The sequence below is a fragment of the Sediminibacter sp. Hel_I_10 genome, from assembly GCF_000688335.1.
In the GTDB taxonomy this organism is placed as follows: Bacteria; Bacteroidota; Bacteroidia; order Flavobacteriales; family Flavobacteriaceae; genus Psychroserpens.
On sequence record NZ_JHZX01000001.1, the window covers coordinates 1829108 to 1845284 of the forward strand.

14 protein-coding genes are annotated in these 16177 nt (G+C 36.9%); 6 read left to right on the plus strand and 8 right to left on the minus strand.

From position 1 onward, the window contains the following. Positions 1-33 precede the first annotated feature (33 nt). Positions 34-561, minus strand: a complete 528-nt coding sequence (locus P176_RS0108135) for a hypothetical protein (RefSeq protein WP_026754240.1) — start codon at positions 559-561, stop codon at positions 34-36. A gap of 226 nt (positions 562-787) precedes the next feature. Here P176_RS0108135 and P176_RS0108140 point away from each other — a divergent pair, with 226 nt between their 5' ends. Together P176_RS0108140 and P176_RS0108145 are read left to right on the plus strand one after the other, a co-directional pair. Further along, entirely contained in the window at positions 788-1297 is a 510-nt protein-coding gene (locus P176_RS0108140) for a DUF2975 domain-containing protein (protein ID WP_026754241.1), read from the plus strand. A 2-nt stretch (positions 1298-1299) separates the two neighbouring features. After that, complete coding sequence (locus tag P176_RS0108145; RefSeq protein WP_026754242.1) at positions 1300-1506, plus strand: helix-turn-helix transcriptional regulator; 207 nt, start codon at positions 1300-1302, stop codon at positions 1504-1506. 88 nt (positions 1507-1594) lie between these two features. Here P176_RS0108145 and P176_RS0108150 read toward each other — a convergent pair whose 3' ends face one another. From P176_RS0108150 to P176_RS0108180, 7 genes are all read right to left on the minus strand, one after another. Continuing rightward, positions 1595-1888: a F0F1 ATP synthase subunit epsilon gene (locus P176_RS0108150; RefSeq protein ID WP_026754243.1), complete on the minus strand. Its 294-nt coding sequence runs from the start codon at positions 1886-1888 to the stop codon at positions 1595-1597. A gap of 74 nt (positions 1889-1962) precedes the next feature. Next, the gene (gene atpD / locus P176_RS0108155; RefSeq protein ID WP_026754244.1) at positions 1963-3471 is read right to left on the minus strand and encodes a F0F1 ATP synthase subunit beta; all 1509 of its coding nucleotides are present in this window, start codon (positions 3469-3471) and stop codon (positions 1963-1965) included. A gap of 198 nt (positions 3472-3669) precedes the next feature. Next, a complete protein-coding gene (locus tag P176_RS0108160; RefSeq protein WP_026754245.1) occupies positions 3670-5316 on the minus strand; it encodes a lipase in 1647 nt (548 codons plus the stop codon). A gap of 20 nt (positions 5317-5336) precedes the next feature. Then, a complete protein-coding gene (locus P176_RS0108165) occupies positions 5337-8084 on the minus strand; it encodes a TonB-dependent receptor domain-containing protein (protein ID WP_026754246.1) in 2748 nt (915 codons plus the stop codon). A 198-nt stretch (positions 8085-8282) separates the two neighbouring features. Further along, positions 8283-10130: a glutamine--fructose-6-phosphate transaminase (isomerizing) gene (gene glmS, locus P176_RS0108170; protein WP_026754247.1), complete on the minus strand. Its 1848-nt coding sequence runs from the start codon at positions 10128-10130 to the stop codon at positions 8283-8285. A gap of 6 nt (positions 10131-10136) precedes the next feature. Beyond that, on the minus strand, positions 10137-11783 hold the full coding sequence (locus tag P176_RS0108175) for a DUF4270 domain-containing protein (RefSeq protein ID WP_026754248.1): 1647 nt from the start codon (positions 11781-11783) through the stop codon (positions 10137-10139). A gap of 14 nt (positions 11784-11797) precedes the next feature. Beyond that, positions 11798-12607 carry a glycogen/starch synthase gene (locus tag P176_RS0108180; protein WP_026754249.1) on the minus strand — a complete coding sequence of 270 codons (810 nt, stop codon included), beginning with the start codon at positions 12605-12607 and terminating at the stop codon, positions 11798-11800. A gap of 201 nt (positions 12608-12808) precedes the next feature. On the opposite strand from P176_RS0108180, the gene panC reads away from it, so the two are divergent. Genes panC through P176_RS0108200 form a run of 4 tightly spaced genes read left to right on the plus strand, consistent with a single transcriptional unit; the run spans position 12809 to position 16157 of the window. Then, the gene (panC, locus tag P176_RS0108185; protein ID WP_026754250.1) at positions 12809-13660 is read left to right on the plus strand and encodes a pantoate--beta-alanine ligase; all 852 of its coding nucleotides are present in this window, start codon (positions 12809-12811) and stop codon (positions 13658-13660) included. Positions 13661-13673: 13 nt separating this feature from the next. Next, entirely contained in the window at positions 13674-14024 is a 351-nt protein-coding gene (gene panD / locus P176_RS0108190) for an aspartate 1-decarboxylase (RefSeq protein ID WP_026754251.1), read from the plus strand. Positions 14025-14028: 4 nt separating this feature from the next. Continuing rightward, on the plus strand, positions 14029-14982 hold the full coding sequence (locus P176_RS0108195) for a lysylphosphatidylglycerol synthase transmembrane domain-containing protein (protein WP_026754252.1): 954 nt from the start codon (positions 14029-14031) through the stop codon (positions 14980-14982). A gap of 38 nt (positions 14983-15020) precedes the next feature. Next, positions 15021-16157, plus strand: a complete 1137-nt coding sequence (locus P176_RS0108200; RefSeq protein ID WP_026754253.1) for an alpha/beta hydrolase — start codon at positions 15021-15023, stop codon at positions 16155-16157. Positions 16158-16177: the final 20 nt, after the last annotated feature.

Consider the following 16177-nt stretch of genomic DNA (forward strand, 5'->3'; position numbering starts at 1 on the left):
CCTACAAACTGTAAAATTGCTCGTGGTTTATATTCAATCCACGTGTAAAATCTCACCATTGGTTCGATATTGTACTTTATCAACCCATTTAAAATTTCCTTTTTCTGTAGCATCGAGAAGATCTATCATCAGCGCGTCAGCAATATGTGAGGCGACGTCAAAGGCATGTCTCACATCTTCTGTGTTGTAAATGGTGACCTGTCGGTTATTCTCGAAAAACAGATTCAGTTCGATAATTGGTCTTGAGTTTGTGGTTTCCGCAGTAACCACTCTCACGGTAATATTCTCTGTGGTATTAAAAACCGAGATGTACGCCGGGTTATCCAGTGATTGCCATTTTCCGAATTTTAGGCCAAATAATGCCGTTGTTTTCCTGTAGGTTTTTGCTTCAAGATCAACTTCGGTACCCTCTGATTTTAAAAGCACATAAGCAAAAGCAAAAGGGATTAAACCAAATAGAGAAAGGGAGATAATTCCCAAAAAGCCTACTAATAAAAATAGAAAGCCGAAAATCCATTTAAATATAGAGACGGGCTGTTGATAGCTAATAGTTGTATCCATACGTTAAATATAGTGTAACTAGTTCATTTTATAAAGTAACGTTCTTTGTTAAGCTAATACTCTATTCTGAAAATCTATAGACAGAGATATATTCTTATTTGATAATTTATTATTGTTTTTCAATAATTATAATTAGATTTGTTATTGCAAAACGATAATTATAAAGTCTTTTTCGATATTCATTAGTTATCCATTGAAACCCTGAAAACGAATTAACCATTTAATCATGAAAAAATTACCCATACTTAAAAGCCTTGTAGACTTTATTTGGATTATTACCTGTATTCCATTAATTCCTATCATTCTGTTTTTTGCAGTATATATATTTATTGAGCCAAGCCTAATTTCAGACAGTCTTGAGATGTCTTCTAATCTTTCTGAAGGTTTGCTAAATGGAGCTAGAGTTTTCGTCTTGCTATTTTTTGTAATGGCTTATGCGCTCATTTATGCATTCTACCTATTTAGAAAAACACTGAGGTCCTTTCAAAAAAGGCAGCCGTTTGCCTTAACGGTTATTAAAAATTTTGAAACCATAGGTCGCATACTAATTATATCGGGGATTTCAATGTCTGTTCTATTTTTTGTTTATAGATTAGTATTCGCAAATAAATTTGAAATTTCCTTAGGGGTCACACCCTATCTAGCATGTGTATGCTTAGGCTTATTTTTCTTGGTATTAAGCGAACTATTTAGAGTTGCAAAATCTACTAAAGAAGAAAACGAGTTAACCATTTAACTATGTCCATAATCATTAATCTAGACGTCATGCTTGCCAAAAGAAAGATGCAAAGCAACGAATTAGCAGACATTGTTGGTATTACTCCTGCCAATCTCTCGATATTGAAGACCGGCAAGGCCAAGGCAATTAGGTTCTCGACACTAGAGGCCATTTGTGAAGCTTTAGACTGCCAACCGGCAGATATTTTAGAATACAGTGAGGATTAGCACAGCAACATCAGTATCTTTTTATAAAATGCAAATGCCGAATCTTTCGATTCGGCATTTGCGTTTATTATTATGTTTCCGTAGAAAATTAATCCACCAAAATAATCGCTTTATTATTCTTCATCTCTAGGGTACCAGAGGTAATGGATAACGTCAAAACTTTAGCATTGTCCTTACTTGGGACAATTAGGGCATGTCTATCATCTAAATTAGCGTTAGATTGACTATTGGTATAAATCTTTATCGTACCATTGGTCAATGTAGATACAATGGCAGCGTGATTATTCAACATCTGAAACTCACCATCAGGTCCCGGAACAATAACCGAATCTACTTCACTACTAAATAATGTAGCTTCTGGGGAAACAATTTCTAAATACATCTTTTTTCAGTCTTTAGTTTATAGTCATCTGTTCTCAGTAGCGTCAAAGCAAACTAACAACAAATTCCTAATTTTTAAGCTTCAGCCAACATTTTGTCTCCTGCTTCAATAGCTTCTTCGATGGTTCCTTTAAGGTTAAAGGCTGCTTCTGGCAAGTGATCTAATTCACCATCCATAATCATGTTAAACCCTTTAATAGTTTCTTTAATATCTACCAAAACTCCTGGGATACCTGTAAACTGTTCTGCCACGTGGAATGGCTGAGATAAGAAGCGTTGTACACGACGTGCACGGTTAACCGCCATTTTATCTTCTTCAGATAATTCTTCCATACCTAGAATGGCAATAATATCTTGTAATTCTTTATAACGCTGTAATAACTCCTTTACACGAGTTGCACAATCATAATGCTCTGCTCCTAAAATATCAGCAGCTAAAATACGAGAGGTAGAATCTAAAGGATCTACCGCTGGGTAAATACCTAGCTCTGCAATTTTACGAGACAATACTGTGGTTGCATCTAAGTGGGCAAAGGTTGTTGCTGGAGCTGGATCTGTTAAATCATCTGCAGGTACGTAAACCGCTTGTACAGAAGTAATCGAACCTCTTTTTGTTGAAGTAATACGCTCTTGCATAGCACCCATCTCTGTTGCCAAAGTTGGCTGGTATCCTACTGCTGATGGCATACGACCTAAAAGTGCCGATACCTCAGAACCTGCTTGCGTAAAACGGAAAATGTTATCCACAAAGAACAATACATCTTTTCCTTGACCTTCACCTGCGCCATCACGGAAATACTCTGCAATAGTCAATCCTGAAAGTGCCACACGAGCACGAGCTCCAGGAGGCTCATTCATTTGTCCGAAAACAAACGTTGCTTTAGATTCTTTCATGGCTGCTTTATCTACTTTAGATAAATCCCATCCACCATCTTCCATAGAGTGCATAAAATCATCACCATATTTAATAATGCCTGATTCTAACATCTCACGAAGTAAATCGTTACCCTCACGAGTACGCTCACCTACACCGGCAAATACTGAAAGTCCACCGTGACCTTTAGCAATATTGTTAATCAATTCTTGAATCAATACCGTTTTACCTACACCAGCACCACCAAATAATCCAATCTTACCACCTTTTGCGTAAGGCTCAATAAGGTCAATTACTTTAATACCTGTAAATAATACTTCGGTAGAGGTTGATAAATCTTCAAATTTTGGTGCCTGTCTGTGGATAGGCAACCCTTTGTCTCCAGCTTTTGGCAAATTACCAATACCATCAATTGCATCACCAATAACGTTAAAAAGACGTCCGTAAACATCTTCGCCAATTGGCATTTGTATTGGTGCTCCTGTTGCTAAAACCTCAGTACCACGGCTTAAACCATCGGAAGAATCCATGGCAATGGTTCGAACAGTGTCCTCACCAATATGCGATTGCACCTCTAATACTAAGATGGAACCATCTGCTTTTTTGATTTCCAAAGAATCGTAAATCTTTGGAAGCTCTGCGCCAGCACCAAATTCTACATCGATAACCGGACCAACTATTTGAGCAACTTTACCTGTAACTTTTGACATTACTTATGTGTTTAATTTTTAGATATTTCTGCGGAAATATAAGGTGCATTTTCTTTAAGAGAACACACTTTTTTCGCGCTGCAAAGATATAAGTTTTAATTTAAAAAAAAACGCTTATTTTTCTCTTTTTTAGTATAAAAAAAGACCCCTACCATATGATCTATGATAAGGGCACTTTTCTTTAATTATCATTACTATCTACTGTAGCATAGGAGAATAGTTAGTTGGGTACTCCCCAATGTCTAAAAGATTTCCTGAGGCTTCAAAGTTTGAGCCGTAAGTAGCATCGATAGCCTTCATCACTTCATTAGCAATTAAGGCATAACCTCTTGCTGTTGGATGAACCCCATCTAAAGAAAATGCGCCACCAGTAACAAGACTAGAGGTCAAGGTAAAATCTCCGCTAGAAATAGTTCCAGCAGCAATTCGATTTAAGACCATATTCGCATCTAATACCGCTAATCCAGACTGATCAGCAGATGCCGCAATGGTTGAATTAAACGCTGAGGTAGCTGTAGCAATTTCTTCCTGCTCACTAGGTATCAAAACCCATTTGTCTTCCAAAGGCAAAGAAATACCTTCTACCGAAAACTGATTTGCTAAAGTCTCAGGCAAACCTTGCGATGTTAAAAAATCAACTGAATTGTCATTAACCGTTCCTATTATTGACGAACTCGGCAAAACAAATAAATCGTTCTCATTAGCTTGTCTTGCTTGACCGTACACAGCACCTAACAAATTAGCTACCAATGGTGCTGCCGCTGCCGGTAATCCGAAAGACTGAACAAAGGCAGGAAACGTTGGGCTTCCTTGTAAAACAGATGCTATTTGAACTGATAAATTTGCCAAACTTTCATCTCTAATAACCACTGCGCTTGCCGCAGTTTCAGAAAAAATGATTTGACGATCAGTCGCGTTTGGAACGCCTTGACTTTCTAAAAATGCAAACACTTGATTTAATTGACCAAAAATACCATTTAGTGTTGGTATTTGTGAACCAAAACTAGGGTTGCTAGGATCTAACGGATTATAAGGAACCGTTGTAAAATGTGGAATACTTGTAACATTTGGAATATTACCCAATACACCCTGTGCGCCACCAGCAGTTAATGTTTGAATTAATGCACCATAAGTTTGATTAAATCCAACACCTGGAGGTCCATCTATTGGTGTGATCGGGTTTGTACCATCTCCACCTGAGAGTGCGTAACCCAAAACATCATTATTACCTATCCATAAAGAAAAGAACGTAGGCTCTTGAGTAACTGCTAAAGACACTACACTTGCGTCTGGAGTTGATCCTGTTATTCTAACCGCGTAAGGATTTGCTAATCCCAAAGAAACATTCGCTAAATTACCGTATCCAGGAGCTAATAAATGAAAGCTCTTAGCACCAGGAACGCCTAAGTTATTGAAAGGACCTGTTGGGTTATTCAATAAATCTGTACCAACAGTCACTGGTCCAATTACCGATTCTAATGATACAGGAGCACCACCAGTGGTCACTAATCTTGGATTAAGAATTCTATTTCCACCAATAGAAATTCCGCCGTAATTATCGGCCATCAAAGGCTGCGTGAAACTTCCTCCTCCAACAAGCGCAAATTTTTGAGATAATAAGTTTGGAAACGAATTTTCTTGACCAGCAATAAATAATGCATTATCCGTAAATCCCGCAGTTAAGGAGTTTCCTAGAGACACATACTTAGAAAAATTGGCTGAACCGGCAGTTAATGCAGGTAATGGTGCCGCTGGCTCTTGTTCAAATGGATCTATAGGATCATCACTACATGATGTTAATCCTATAAATAGGGCAGAAATAACTATATATTTAATATGTTTCATGACTACTAATTTTTTATTTCTTAAAGGTTATTGATGGTCCAAGACAAATAGTACATTGAGCCAATGTCTGGAGTTCCTATGGCTGTAAAATACTCGTGACCCATTAAATTAGTTGCTCCTGCTTTGAATGAAGATTTCATCACCGGCACATTCAAATTAATTTGCGCATCCACAGTTTGGTATGCAGGTATAATACCACTTCCAAAGGTTGCTTCCCAGTAGTAGGTATCACTCCATCTCCATGCCACATTAAATCCGAAATTTTTAAATAAATCCTCCTTGGCAAAACTCACTTTAGCGCGATGCTCTGGAGTATTAAAACTCAACAAAAAGTCTGGAAAAGCAGCTCTGTCAAAATCCTGTTGTGTATTTGTATAACTTCCGCTAAGATCAAAACCATTAAACACTTTTGCAGTTAAACCAATAGAGCCTCCGTAAGAATTAACATTTGCATCTGTGTTGGTATAGGTTTGGTAGGTTTGAAAATCACCATTTGCTATTGCTGCAACAGATAAGCTTTGATCACCTACAGTTCCGTAGAAAGGTGCGATAACAACTTCTCCTGAAATAAAATCTTTGTACTGGTTATAGTATGCGCTTGCATCTACTGTTATTTTACCAATTTTCCCTCGGTATCCAACCTCAAATGAGGTGATCTGTTCTGGCTTTACAATATCAGAGTTACCAATCACCAAATCGTTTGGATTTTCTGACTCGCCAAAGGCTCTTACAGAAGACGCTCGATAAGAATTGTTATAAGCTGCTCCACCAGACTGAGAGATAGTAGCTGGTTGACCCAAAGCCTGCCCAAGCGGACTAATATTATAATTTCTAACGTATCTGTCAAGATTGGACGGAGCTGAACCTACTAAAATAGCTCTACCTGCATTTAAGCCGATAAATAAATCTTGAGTTGTAGGATTTCTAAATCCTGTTTGCGCAGAAGCGCGAACATTGTGATTATCATTGATATTTAAACCTGCCGAAAATCTTGGAGACACAAAACCGTCGAAAAATTCAGATTTATCATATCGTGCAGAACCTGTTAATTTAAGGGACATTTCGCCTTCTAAGTCGATATCCTTTTGAAGTTGTGTATAGACACCAAACTCTGAATAATCGATTGGACCGTCATAATCTGTATATATCGTTCCAGAAGAATTTAATTGATATTGTCTGTAAGAACCACCAACTTGAATATCAATAACATCCCATAAATGGCTGAAATTGTAATTAGCATCTGAATGGTAATATTTAGACTGATCTTGAAATTTTGAACCGACTGTTAAATCTGGATTATTTACACTTTGCTCAAATGCCGCATTAAACTCTGGCGATCCTGGCTCAAAACGACCTGATTCTGCCTGTGCTCTTGCAGCCGCATGAGCATCTGCATCTGTAGCCCCAGACAAGGTTGCGCCTACGTAGGTGTTGATATATTCTCCAAACCATTGCGTATCTGATTTCCATGCGCGATTAATATTAATTCCCGTAAACACCATATCATAAGAATCTCCGGCATTATCTGACACCACATAACCTCTCACAAAGAAGTTATCATTTCTAACCTCTAATTTGTGCTGTTGTTGAGAGAATCCTCTAATATTATAACGATTTGTTCCTTGATAGATCGTATTTCCTGTGCCGTATTTTCCTACGTAGGAAATTTCAAAATCATTTTCCCATGGTCTAAAATACAGACCCCAATCTGCTTTAATACTTTCTGCATTATAATTGGTTAAATCTCTTTCTTCGTATCCTGTTCTTGTTACTACTACATCAGGAACAATACCTAGCCCGCCCGATGCTGCTCTAATGTTTGTGCCAACTTCATCACCGTAAATATTATATCCATCATAGTTCAAGCTTGCTCTTGAGGAGCCTGTCCCGGGTTTCCCATCATAATTATTAGCAGTCCAATCTGTTCCTTTTAACCAACCGAAATTCACTTTTGCTGCAAACTTCTCACTAAATTTATAAGCCGCTCTAATCCCTGTATCTCTGTAGGTATTATCACCACCGGCATCTTGAGAGGTGATTCCTTGCTTATGGTATCCAGAGATGCCTTGAAAATCAAATGGATTTTTACTTCTCATAAAAAGAATACCATTAAAGGCATTCGCTCCATATAATGCAGAAGCTGCTCCTGGCAATAACTCAACGCTCAAAACGTCGGTCTCGTTCATACCTACTAAGTTACCAATTGGAAAGTTAAGTGCTGGTGCAGAGTTATCCATACCATCAACCAATTGCATAAAACGTGTATTGGCAAATGTGGCAAAACCTCTTGTATTTACCGACTTAAAGGTCAAACTGTTTGTGTTTACATCAACCCCTTTTAAGTTTTCTAGACCATCATAGAACCCTGCTGAAGCTGTGTTCTTTATTTCTTTAAGTCCGAAACGTTCAACAGTCACCGGTGACTCAAAAATACGTTCTGGTGTTCTTGAAGCCGAAATAACGACCTCATCTAAGAACGTCCCTTCAACCATAGTTACATCAATCGTTTGCGGATTGGTTGTTACCTCTTTAGTAACCGTATCAAAACCAACACTACTTACTTCAATAGAAAAGGGTGGTTCTTGATTAATGGTTAATGAATAATTACCATCAAAATCTGTAATAGTACCAGAAGTAGTACCAACAACAATGATGTTGGCGCCTGGCAGAGGTTGCCCGCTATCATCAACTACCTTACCTTTTACTGTTGTCTGGGCAAAAGTAAATGCACAGCAGAGCAACATCGTCATTTTAATTATTGTCTTCATTTTAGGGAATTAGTTAAGTTTCGTGAAGCAATATAAATAAATATGTCGTATTGCGATGAAAATTCAGCAATAAATTATGCATGCATAATAATATTTAACAAAAACAAGGGGTAGATACTGAAGATAACATAAAAATAAAAGCTGAAAATGAGTATTTTACATTTTCAGCTAAAATTATGAGATTCAGTAAGAGTTTGGCTATTCTACCGTTACCGCTTTGGCTAAATTTCTAGGTTGATCCACATTTTTACCAAGCATAAGTGCTATATGATATGACAAAAGTTGCAATGGTATGGTTGTTAGAAGCGGTGTTAAAGACTCAATAGTTTCGGGAACCTCAATCACGTGGTCTGCAAGCGCTTTTACTTGTGAGTCACCCTCGGTCACAATTCCTATAATCTTTCCTTTTCTAGATTTAATTTCTTGAATGTTACTCACTACTTTTTCATAATGCCCCTTTTTTGTAGCAATTACAACAATGGGCATATTTTCATCAATCAAGGCGATAGGGCCATGCTTCATTTCTGCAGCTGGATAACCCTCAGCATGAATGTATGAGATCTCTTTTAATTTTAAGGCGCCTTCTAGAGCTACAGGAAAATTATATCCTCTCCCTAGATAAAGGAAGTTGCGAGAATCTTTATATATTCCAGCAATAGATTCTACAAAAGTATCAGATGCTAAAGCTTTTTTAACCTTCTCAGGAATCAGTTCTAATTCTATTAAATGATTTCTATAATCTGAACTTGACAAAGTCCCTTTGGCACGAGCAAGTCTTAAAGCAATTAAGGTAAGAACTGTGATTTGCGTAGTAAAGGCTTTGGTTGAAGCAACACCTATTTCGGGACCTGCATGCGTATATGCGCCTGCATCGGTCTCTCTAGCAATAGATGAACCGACCACATTACAAACGCCAAAGACAAAGGCTCCTTTAGATTTTGCCAATTTAATGGCTGCTAAAGTATCTGCTGTTTCACCAGATTGTGAAATAGCAATAACGATATCTTTTTCGTTTATTATAGGATTTCTGTATCGGAATTCAGAAGCATATTCTACCTCAACAGGTATTCTGGCAATGTCCTCAAATATATACTCGGCAACCAAACCTGCGTGCCAAGACGTCCCACAGGCAACAATAATTATTCTATCAGCATTGAGAAATCGTTTCATGTTATCCTCAATTCCTGACATTTTTATAATGCCCTCATTGCTGAGCAGACGACCTCTAAAGGTATCTAAAATGGCGCTTGGTTGTTCGTAAATCTCCTTGAGCATAAAATGATCATATCCTCCTTTTTCAATTTGCTCCAGATTTAATTGTAATTCTTGAACATAAGGATCTACGAGCGAATCATCTTTGATTTTTCTAATCTTAACCTCTTTACCTCTTCTTATAATAGCTAATTCCTCATCCTCCAAGTAAATTGCATTTTTCGTATATTCTATAAAAGGCGAAGCATCGCTTGCAATAAAGAATTCATCATCACCAATACCAATAGCTAATGGACTTCCCAAACGAGCCACGACAATTTCGTTAGGTTTATTTTTATCAAATACAGCTATAGCATAGGCTCCAACAACTTGGTTCAAAGCAATTTGTACAGCCTTCCCTAATTTTATGTTTTCATTTTTTTTGACGTCTTCAATAAGATTGACCAATACTTCTGTATCTGTGTCAGATTTAAAAGTATAACCTCTTTTTATAAGCTCAATTTTAAGAGACTCATAATTTTCAATAATCCCATTATGTATAATTACCAAATTCCCGGAGTTAGAAACATGAGGGTGAGAATTCACATCATTTGGAACACCGTGTGTAGCCCAGCGCGTATGACCAATCCCCAAAGTGCCATCTGTAGAAATCTCTCTTTCCAAGCGCTCCTCAAGGTCAGCTACTTTTCCCTTGGTTTTACAAAGCTTTATATCTGTTCCATCGTATAGCGCAATTCCTGCGCTATCATAGCCCCTATACTCTAATCGCTTTAAACCCTTTAAAATAATTGGATAGGCTTCTCTATGGCCAATGTAACCGACAATTCCACACATATTAAATTAATTTGATTCTGGTTCTGTATAAAACACTTCTAAATATAGCTTTTTCTCTTCATTGCTTGTATTGTTACCGTAGAGTATGGTGCTCTTCGGATATACAACCGAGCTGATAGGTACTCTCTTAGCATCCTCATCATTATTTGTGAGTACATCTAAAGGTAAAAAGCTACTTTCTAAATTTATATTTGCTGAAACGGCAATACCCAATTTAACATTTGTAGAATCATTCAGTATTAAATTGTTCAAATGTTCCGTAATGCGCATTTTATATTTAATACCCTCATCTGTACTTGTCTCTCTTTGCAAAAGACCTAAATGATTGGTTCTTGAAAATCTAGGAAACGTTGTATTTGCGTTGTCAAAAGTATAGTCTACTAATGGCCTGTTATTTGTAACATCATATAAATACAAACGGTCAGGCTCATTGCCATTTACAAGGTCTTGATTTACATAAAAAACGAGATTCGCCTCATTGATCAATCTTTTACTTTTCAGAAAAGAACCGTCAGGATTTCTTTCCGAAAAAAACTCCTTAAAGTCCTCAAATGCATTATCACCAACAGCGGTTTCCCCATTAAAAAGACTTACCTCTGCAATAGCACCTTGTTGGCCCTTTAGAAGCAATATTTCATCACCATCATCGTCGTTGGAATCTGGTATCGTAAAATCATTATCAAAAAAGTTAACGCGCTTGCCTGAAAAGTTTAGCACGTACGTTGAGTTGACAGGATCTCCTCCTACAATAGAATTTGCTCTAGTATAGTAAAGCGTGATATTAGCCCCTGATGCTGCTAGATTTAACAATGACATATTTCCTGAACTGCCATTAACTTCTTCTACTTTAAAATAAATTCCACGAAAATAATTATTGAAATTATTCTGATTGCTCAATTCAGGTTCACCCTCCTTGTCTAATATTTTTTGTTGCCAAAATGATTTTTCAAGTTTTAATCTCAAAGCAGGTGCAATTCTTGAAATAACGTCCTCATTGTCTTTAAGCTTTATTTGACTTTCACTTGGCACAAAAGCATCAAGATCAACTATATTAATGTTTTCTTCCTCATCCTCCAATTGAAGAATTGGGGTACCCTCAAGTTGAGGCGTATTTATATTATCGATTCCTGTAGATCTATTTGCATAATATAGTTGCTGCTCAGAAACATCTTCTGAAGATGGATTGAAATCGCGCAAGAAATAGTTATTTTCAAATATAGAAAGCTTAATTGGACCGGTTCCATAGACAGAATCTAAATCATAGAGTGTTTCACCATCGGCTGTAACTTCAGTGGCTGTACTAAAATAGGGTATGGTTAACACAACTGAATCCAACTCAGTACTTTCACCAAAATCAGGATCTAACGTAGACGATCTTAACTGAGCAACGATAGTAGCCGTAGTTTGCCCGAAATTTGGATCATTATAGATGCCTAATGAGTTAATTGGCAAACCATTAGTTTGAACTGGCCCTAAGGCTTTTGTTTTTGCAATGACCTCATATTTCTGTGAAGCTGTATTAAAATGTGTTGCATTCTCGTTATTGATGATATCAGATTCAATATCTGCAAAATCCTTATCACAAGCTATAAAACTAGTAATAACAAGGGCTATCAACGCTAGGTTTCTCCCAGCTTTCGTTAAGTTTTTCATTAGAGGGCAATTAACTAATTAAGTACTTTGGTGTTGTAAAATTCGGTGTATTGATCTGCAAAATCATCAATAGGTAGGTATTCAAGAACAGGTTGCTCTATAGCATTTAAATGATCTTCCAATTCTTTAGGAAGCTCAGCAGAACCCTTAATTATGGCATCAGAATTATTGATCGCCACTTTCATTAAATTATTATAGGTAGGATTCTCTAAGGGCTTGATGCTCTCCTCATCTAAATTATCAAATTGAATTTTCTTAATCATGTTCTTATCTAACGTGCCTTCGAAGCTTTGATTGTATACAGAAGTTACAATTTTACTTTCTGTAAACAAAGGTTCGTTTTTATAGAACTCTTTTAGATAAAGCGGCAACAATGCTGCTAGCCATCCATTGACATGAATAATATCTGGTGCCCAATTCAACTTTTTAACTGTTTCTATAACACCTTTTGCAAAGAAAATAGCGCGCTCATCATTATCGGCAAAAAGTTTACCATCCTCATCGGTAAGGGTCGCTTTTCTTTTGAAATATTCTTCATTATCAATAAAATACACTTGGATTCTTTCCTTCGGAATAGAGGCGACTTTGATGATCAAAGGCATATCTAAATCATTAATCACCAAATTAATACCCGAGAGGCGAATAACCTCATGAAGCTGATGTCTTCGCTCATTGATATTTCCGTAGCGAGGCATAAATATTCGTATTTGTCCGCCTTGTTTGTTCACCATCTTTGGAGCCTCAAAAGACATGGAAGAGATTTCAGTCTCTGGCAAATAGGGTACAACTTCTGACGACACATACAATATTCTCTTATCTTTCATTATTTAAGGTTTATTCAAATTAGTAAACTTCCAAATCGGTCTAAAAAAACAAAATTGGCGTTTGAACCAATCCCTTTTATCGATTTACGGTTTTATTCATTATCCCTTGAATTCGAGATAAAAAACATGCAAAATTACAAAATTTTATGCAGATTGCCAGTAAAATCTTAAGTTTGCACGCTGTTAAACTTTTGTTAGTGCATGATTGTATTTGATAATAAACGAGAGCTCACCACCTATTTGGACGAGCTAAAACGCAAGGGTTTAAGTCTTGGCTTTGTTCCCACAATGGGTGCATTGCACGACGGACATTCTTCATTGATCTTAGAGGGGTTGCAAGACAATACCTATGTTGTAGTTAGCATTTTTGTGAATCCTACCCAGTTTAACAACAACGAAGATCTCGAGAAATATCCCAGAACTTTAGAAAAAGATGTTTCCCTATTACAAACTATTTCAGAGGATAGAATTATAGTTTACTCCCCACGTGCATCTGATATTTATGGCGAAAAGATTGCTTCTGAACATTTTGATTTTGATGGACTCGAGCATGAAATGGAAGGTCGTTTTAGACCAGGACATTTTGACGGGGTAGGTACAGTTGTTAAGCGTCTCTTTGAGATTGTTAAACCAGATAGGGCGTATTTTGGCAAAAAAGACTACCAACAATTAATGATTCTAAAAAAACTAGTGAGCAAACACGACCTTGGAGTCAAGGTCATTGGCTGCGACATTTTTAGAGCAGATGATGGCTTAGCTATGAGTTCACGCAATGAGCGCCTGTCAAAAGCACAACGCGCTGCAGCACCATTTATATATAAAACCCTGAATGCTGCCAAAGCAAAGTTTGGCACAAATAGTGCTAAAGAGATAACAGATTGGATGCAAGAGCAATTTGAAAACCATGAATTACTCACCTTAGAGTATTTTTTAATTGCAGACGCAGAAACTCTTAAGACTATTAAACAAAAATCAACAAACAAGTCATATCGCGCATTTATTGCCGTTTATGCCGGCGAGGTTAGACTTATAGATAACATCGCATTAAATTAATTATCTTTGCTGTATGCAGATTCAAGTCGTAAAATCAAAAATTCACAGAGTAAAATGTACTGGCGCTGATCTTAATTATATAGGCAGCATTACCATTGATGAAGATCTAATGGAAGCCGCTAATATTATTCAAGGTGAAAAAGTACAAATAGTCAACAATAACAATGGTGAACGCCTAGAAACTTATTGTATTCCTGGTCCTCGTAAGAGTGGAGAAATCACTCTAAATGGTGCTGCAGCGCGAAAGGTAGCTGTTGGAGATATTCTCATTTTAATTACCTATGCCTTTATGGACTTGGAAGAGGCTAAGACTTTCAAACCTGCATTGGTCTTCCCAGAAGAATCTACAAATCTCCTAAACTAACATCTTGGGAAATAAGCGCTCTAAACTCCTAAAAATAACGATTCCTTTATTATTGGGTGTTATTTTGGTTTGGTATTCACTTTCAAAAGTTTCCTTAAGCAATTTAATAGGGTATTTTAAAGACGCTGATTATAGCTATATAGCTTTAGGCTTGTTTTTTGGCCTACTAAGCCACCTTTCGAGAGCCTATCGTTGGAAATTCATGATAGAGCCTTTAGGGTACTCCCTACGCTTTCCTAATAGTGTGATGGCTGTATTTGCCACCTATTTGGTAAATTATACCATTCCCAGAGCTGGAGAAATTACACGAGCCACAATTTTAACCAATTATGAAGGTGTGCCTTTTGAAAAAGGGTTTGGTACTATCGTTTCTGAGCGCATGGCAGACATGTTGGTTTTACTGGGTATTATTGGTTTCACTCTTTTTTTGGAGTTTGATTTTATTTATCAGTTTTTTACAGGACGATTTAATACTCTTAATCTATTGATTGGTGTATTTGTGTTAATCATCATCACCTGCTTATTTTTGATATTTATTAGAAAAAGTCAATCGAAAATCGCCACAAAACTTCGGGTACTTTTCAAAGGCCTGATGGAAGGCATGTTAAGTATATTTAAAATGAAGCACAAATGGGCTTTCATTTTTCACACGTTATTTATCTGGACAATGTATGTAGCGATGTTTTACGTTACTACATTTGCACTTCCTGAAACTTCAAACTTACCATTGGCAGCTATTTTAATAGGTTTCATTTCAGCTAGTTTCAGTATTGCCGCAACTAACGGAGGTATTGGTTCTTACCCTCTTGCGGTTTATGCCGCCTTTGCTCTATTTTATATTCCAGAAGATCCAAGTATTGCTATGGGGTGGATTCTCTGGTCTTCACAAACGGTAATGGTTATTATTCTTGGAGGACTATCTTTAATTTACCTACCCATTTATAATAGCATCAAATAATTTTTTAACTTGCCGTCATTAACTAAATGCCTACAGCCATGAACAGGTTAATATGCCTCTTTGCCGCAATCCTTACGTCGAGCACATTTTATTCTCAAGTTATATATGAAACAATAGAGTCTTCTAAACTAGGAGCATCTAGAGAGATAAAAATTCAATTGCCCCGCAATTATGATCCAGAGGGAGACATTCTTTACCCTTTAATCGTTGTTATGGATGGCGACTACATGTTTGAGCCTATAATAGGTAACGTTGATTACCATTCGTATTGGGGCGACATGCCAAAATCAATTGTGGTAGGAATCAATCAGAGCGAAACTAGAGATAGCGATCTTTCTTATAGTGGAGAGACGTATTTTCCTTCAGATGAAGGCGCCCTTTTCTTTGAATTTATAAGTATGGAGGTGATCCCTTATATGAACGAACGTTATCTGACCTCAAATTTCAGAATTGTAATAGGTCACGATCAAAGCGCCAATTTTTTAAACTACTATTTGTTTAAGGAAAAACCACTCTTTCGTGGGTATATAGCTTTAAGCCCCGACTTATCGCCAGAAATGGCCAACCGTTTGTCTGAACGCTTATCATCTGTACCTGAAGACACATTTTATTACTTGGCCACTGGAGATAATGATGTAGATCAATTAAAAGAAAGTATAACGGCACTTGATAATAATTTAAAAGGGATTGAGAATCCTAAACTTCACTACAGATTTGATAATTTTCAAGATGCAGACCACTACTCCTTAGTTGGACTTGGCATTCCGAAAGCTATTAATGAAATCTTCGGTTTATATAAGCCTATCAATAGACAAGAATATAATGATAAGATCCTCACTTATGAAGGTAGTCCTTATGAATACCTTATGAAAAAATATGAAGACATTGAATTCTTCTATGGCTTTGAGAAAAAAGTGGTTGAAAATGATATTCGAGCCATATCTGCAGCCGCTCGAAAAAAAGGGGATTTAGACGCCATGAAAGACCTAGCTAGATTAGCTGACAAAGAATATTCTGATTCAATGATAAGCGCTTACTACAACGGTCTTTATTACGAAATGGATGGCAACATCAAGAAAGCCTTGCAAAAATATCAGTCTGGGCTTTTACTTCAAGAGTCAGAATTTATAAATAAAGACATGTTGCTGGATAAAATCTATGATCTTAAGGAGTAAAACTTACGACTTTTTACATT

Excerpts from the sequence above, each read along its gene's own strand:
- P176_RS0108135 (WP_026754240.1), bottom strand. The coding sequence starts at position 561 with ATGGATACAACTATTAGCTATCAACAGCCCGTCTCTATATTTAAATGG.
- P176_RS0108140 (WP_026754241.1), top strand. The coding sequence starts at position 788 with ATGAAAAAATTACCCATACTTAAAAGCCTTGTAGACTTTATTTGGATT.
- P176_RS0108145 (WP_026754242.1), top strand. The coding sequence starts at position 1,300 with ATGTCCATAATCATTAATCTAGACGTCATGCTTGCCAAAAGAAAGATG.
- P176_RS0108150 (WP_026754243.1), bottom strand. The coding sequence starts at position 1,888 with ATGTATTTAGAAATTGTTTCCCCAGAAGCTACATTATTTAGTAGTGAA.
- atpD (WP_026754244.1), bottom strand. The coding sequence starts at position 3,471 with ATGTCAAAAGTTACAGGTAAAGTTGCTCAAATAGTTGGTCCGGTTATC.
- P176_RS0108160 (WP_026754245.1), bottom strand. The coding sequence starts at position 5,316 with ATGAAACATATTAAATATATAGTTATTTCTGCCCTATTTATAGGATTA.
- P176_RS0108165 (WP_026754246.1), bottom strand. The coding sequence starts at position 8,084 with ATGAAGACAATAATTAAAATGACGATGTTGCTCTGCTGTGCATTTACT.
- glmS (WP_026754247.1), bottom strand. The coding sequence starts at position 10,130 with ATGTGTGGAATTGTCGGTTACATTGGCCATAGAGAAGCCTATCCAATT.
- P176_RS0108175 (WP_026754248.1), bottom strand. The coding sequence starts at position 11,783 with ATGAAAAACTTAACGAAAGCTGGGAGAAACCTAGCGTTGATAGCCCTT.
- P176_RS0108180 (WP_026754249.1), bottom strand. The coding sequence starts at position 12,607 with ATGAAAGATAAGAGAATATTGTATGTGTCGTCAGAAGTTGTACCCTAT.
- panC (WP_026754250.1), top strand. The coding sequence starts at position 12,809 with ATGATTGTATTTGATAATAAACGAGAGCTCACCACCTATTTGGACGAG.
- panD (WP_026754251.1), top strand. The coding sequence starts at position 13,674 with ATGCAGATTCAAGTCGTAAAATCAAAAATTCACAGAGTAAAATGTACT.
- P176_RS0108200 (WP_026754253.1), top strand. The coding sequence starts at position 15,021 with ATGAACAGGTTAATATGCCTCTTTGCCGCAATCCTTACGTCGAGCACA.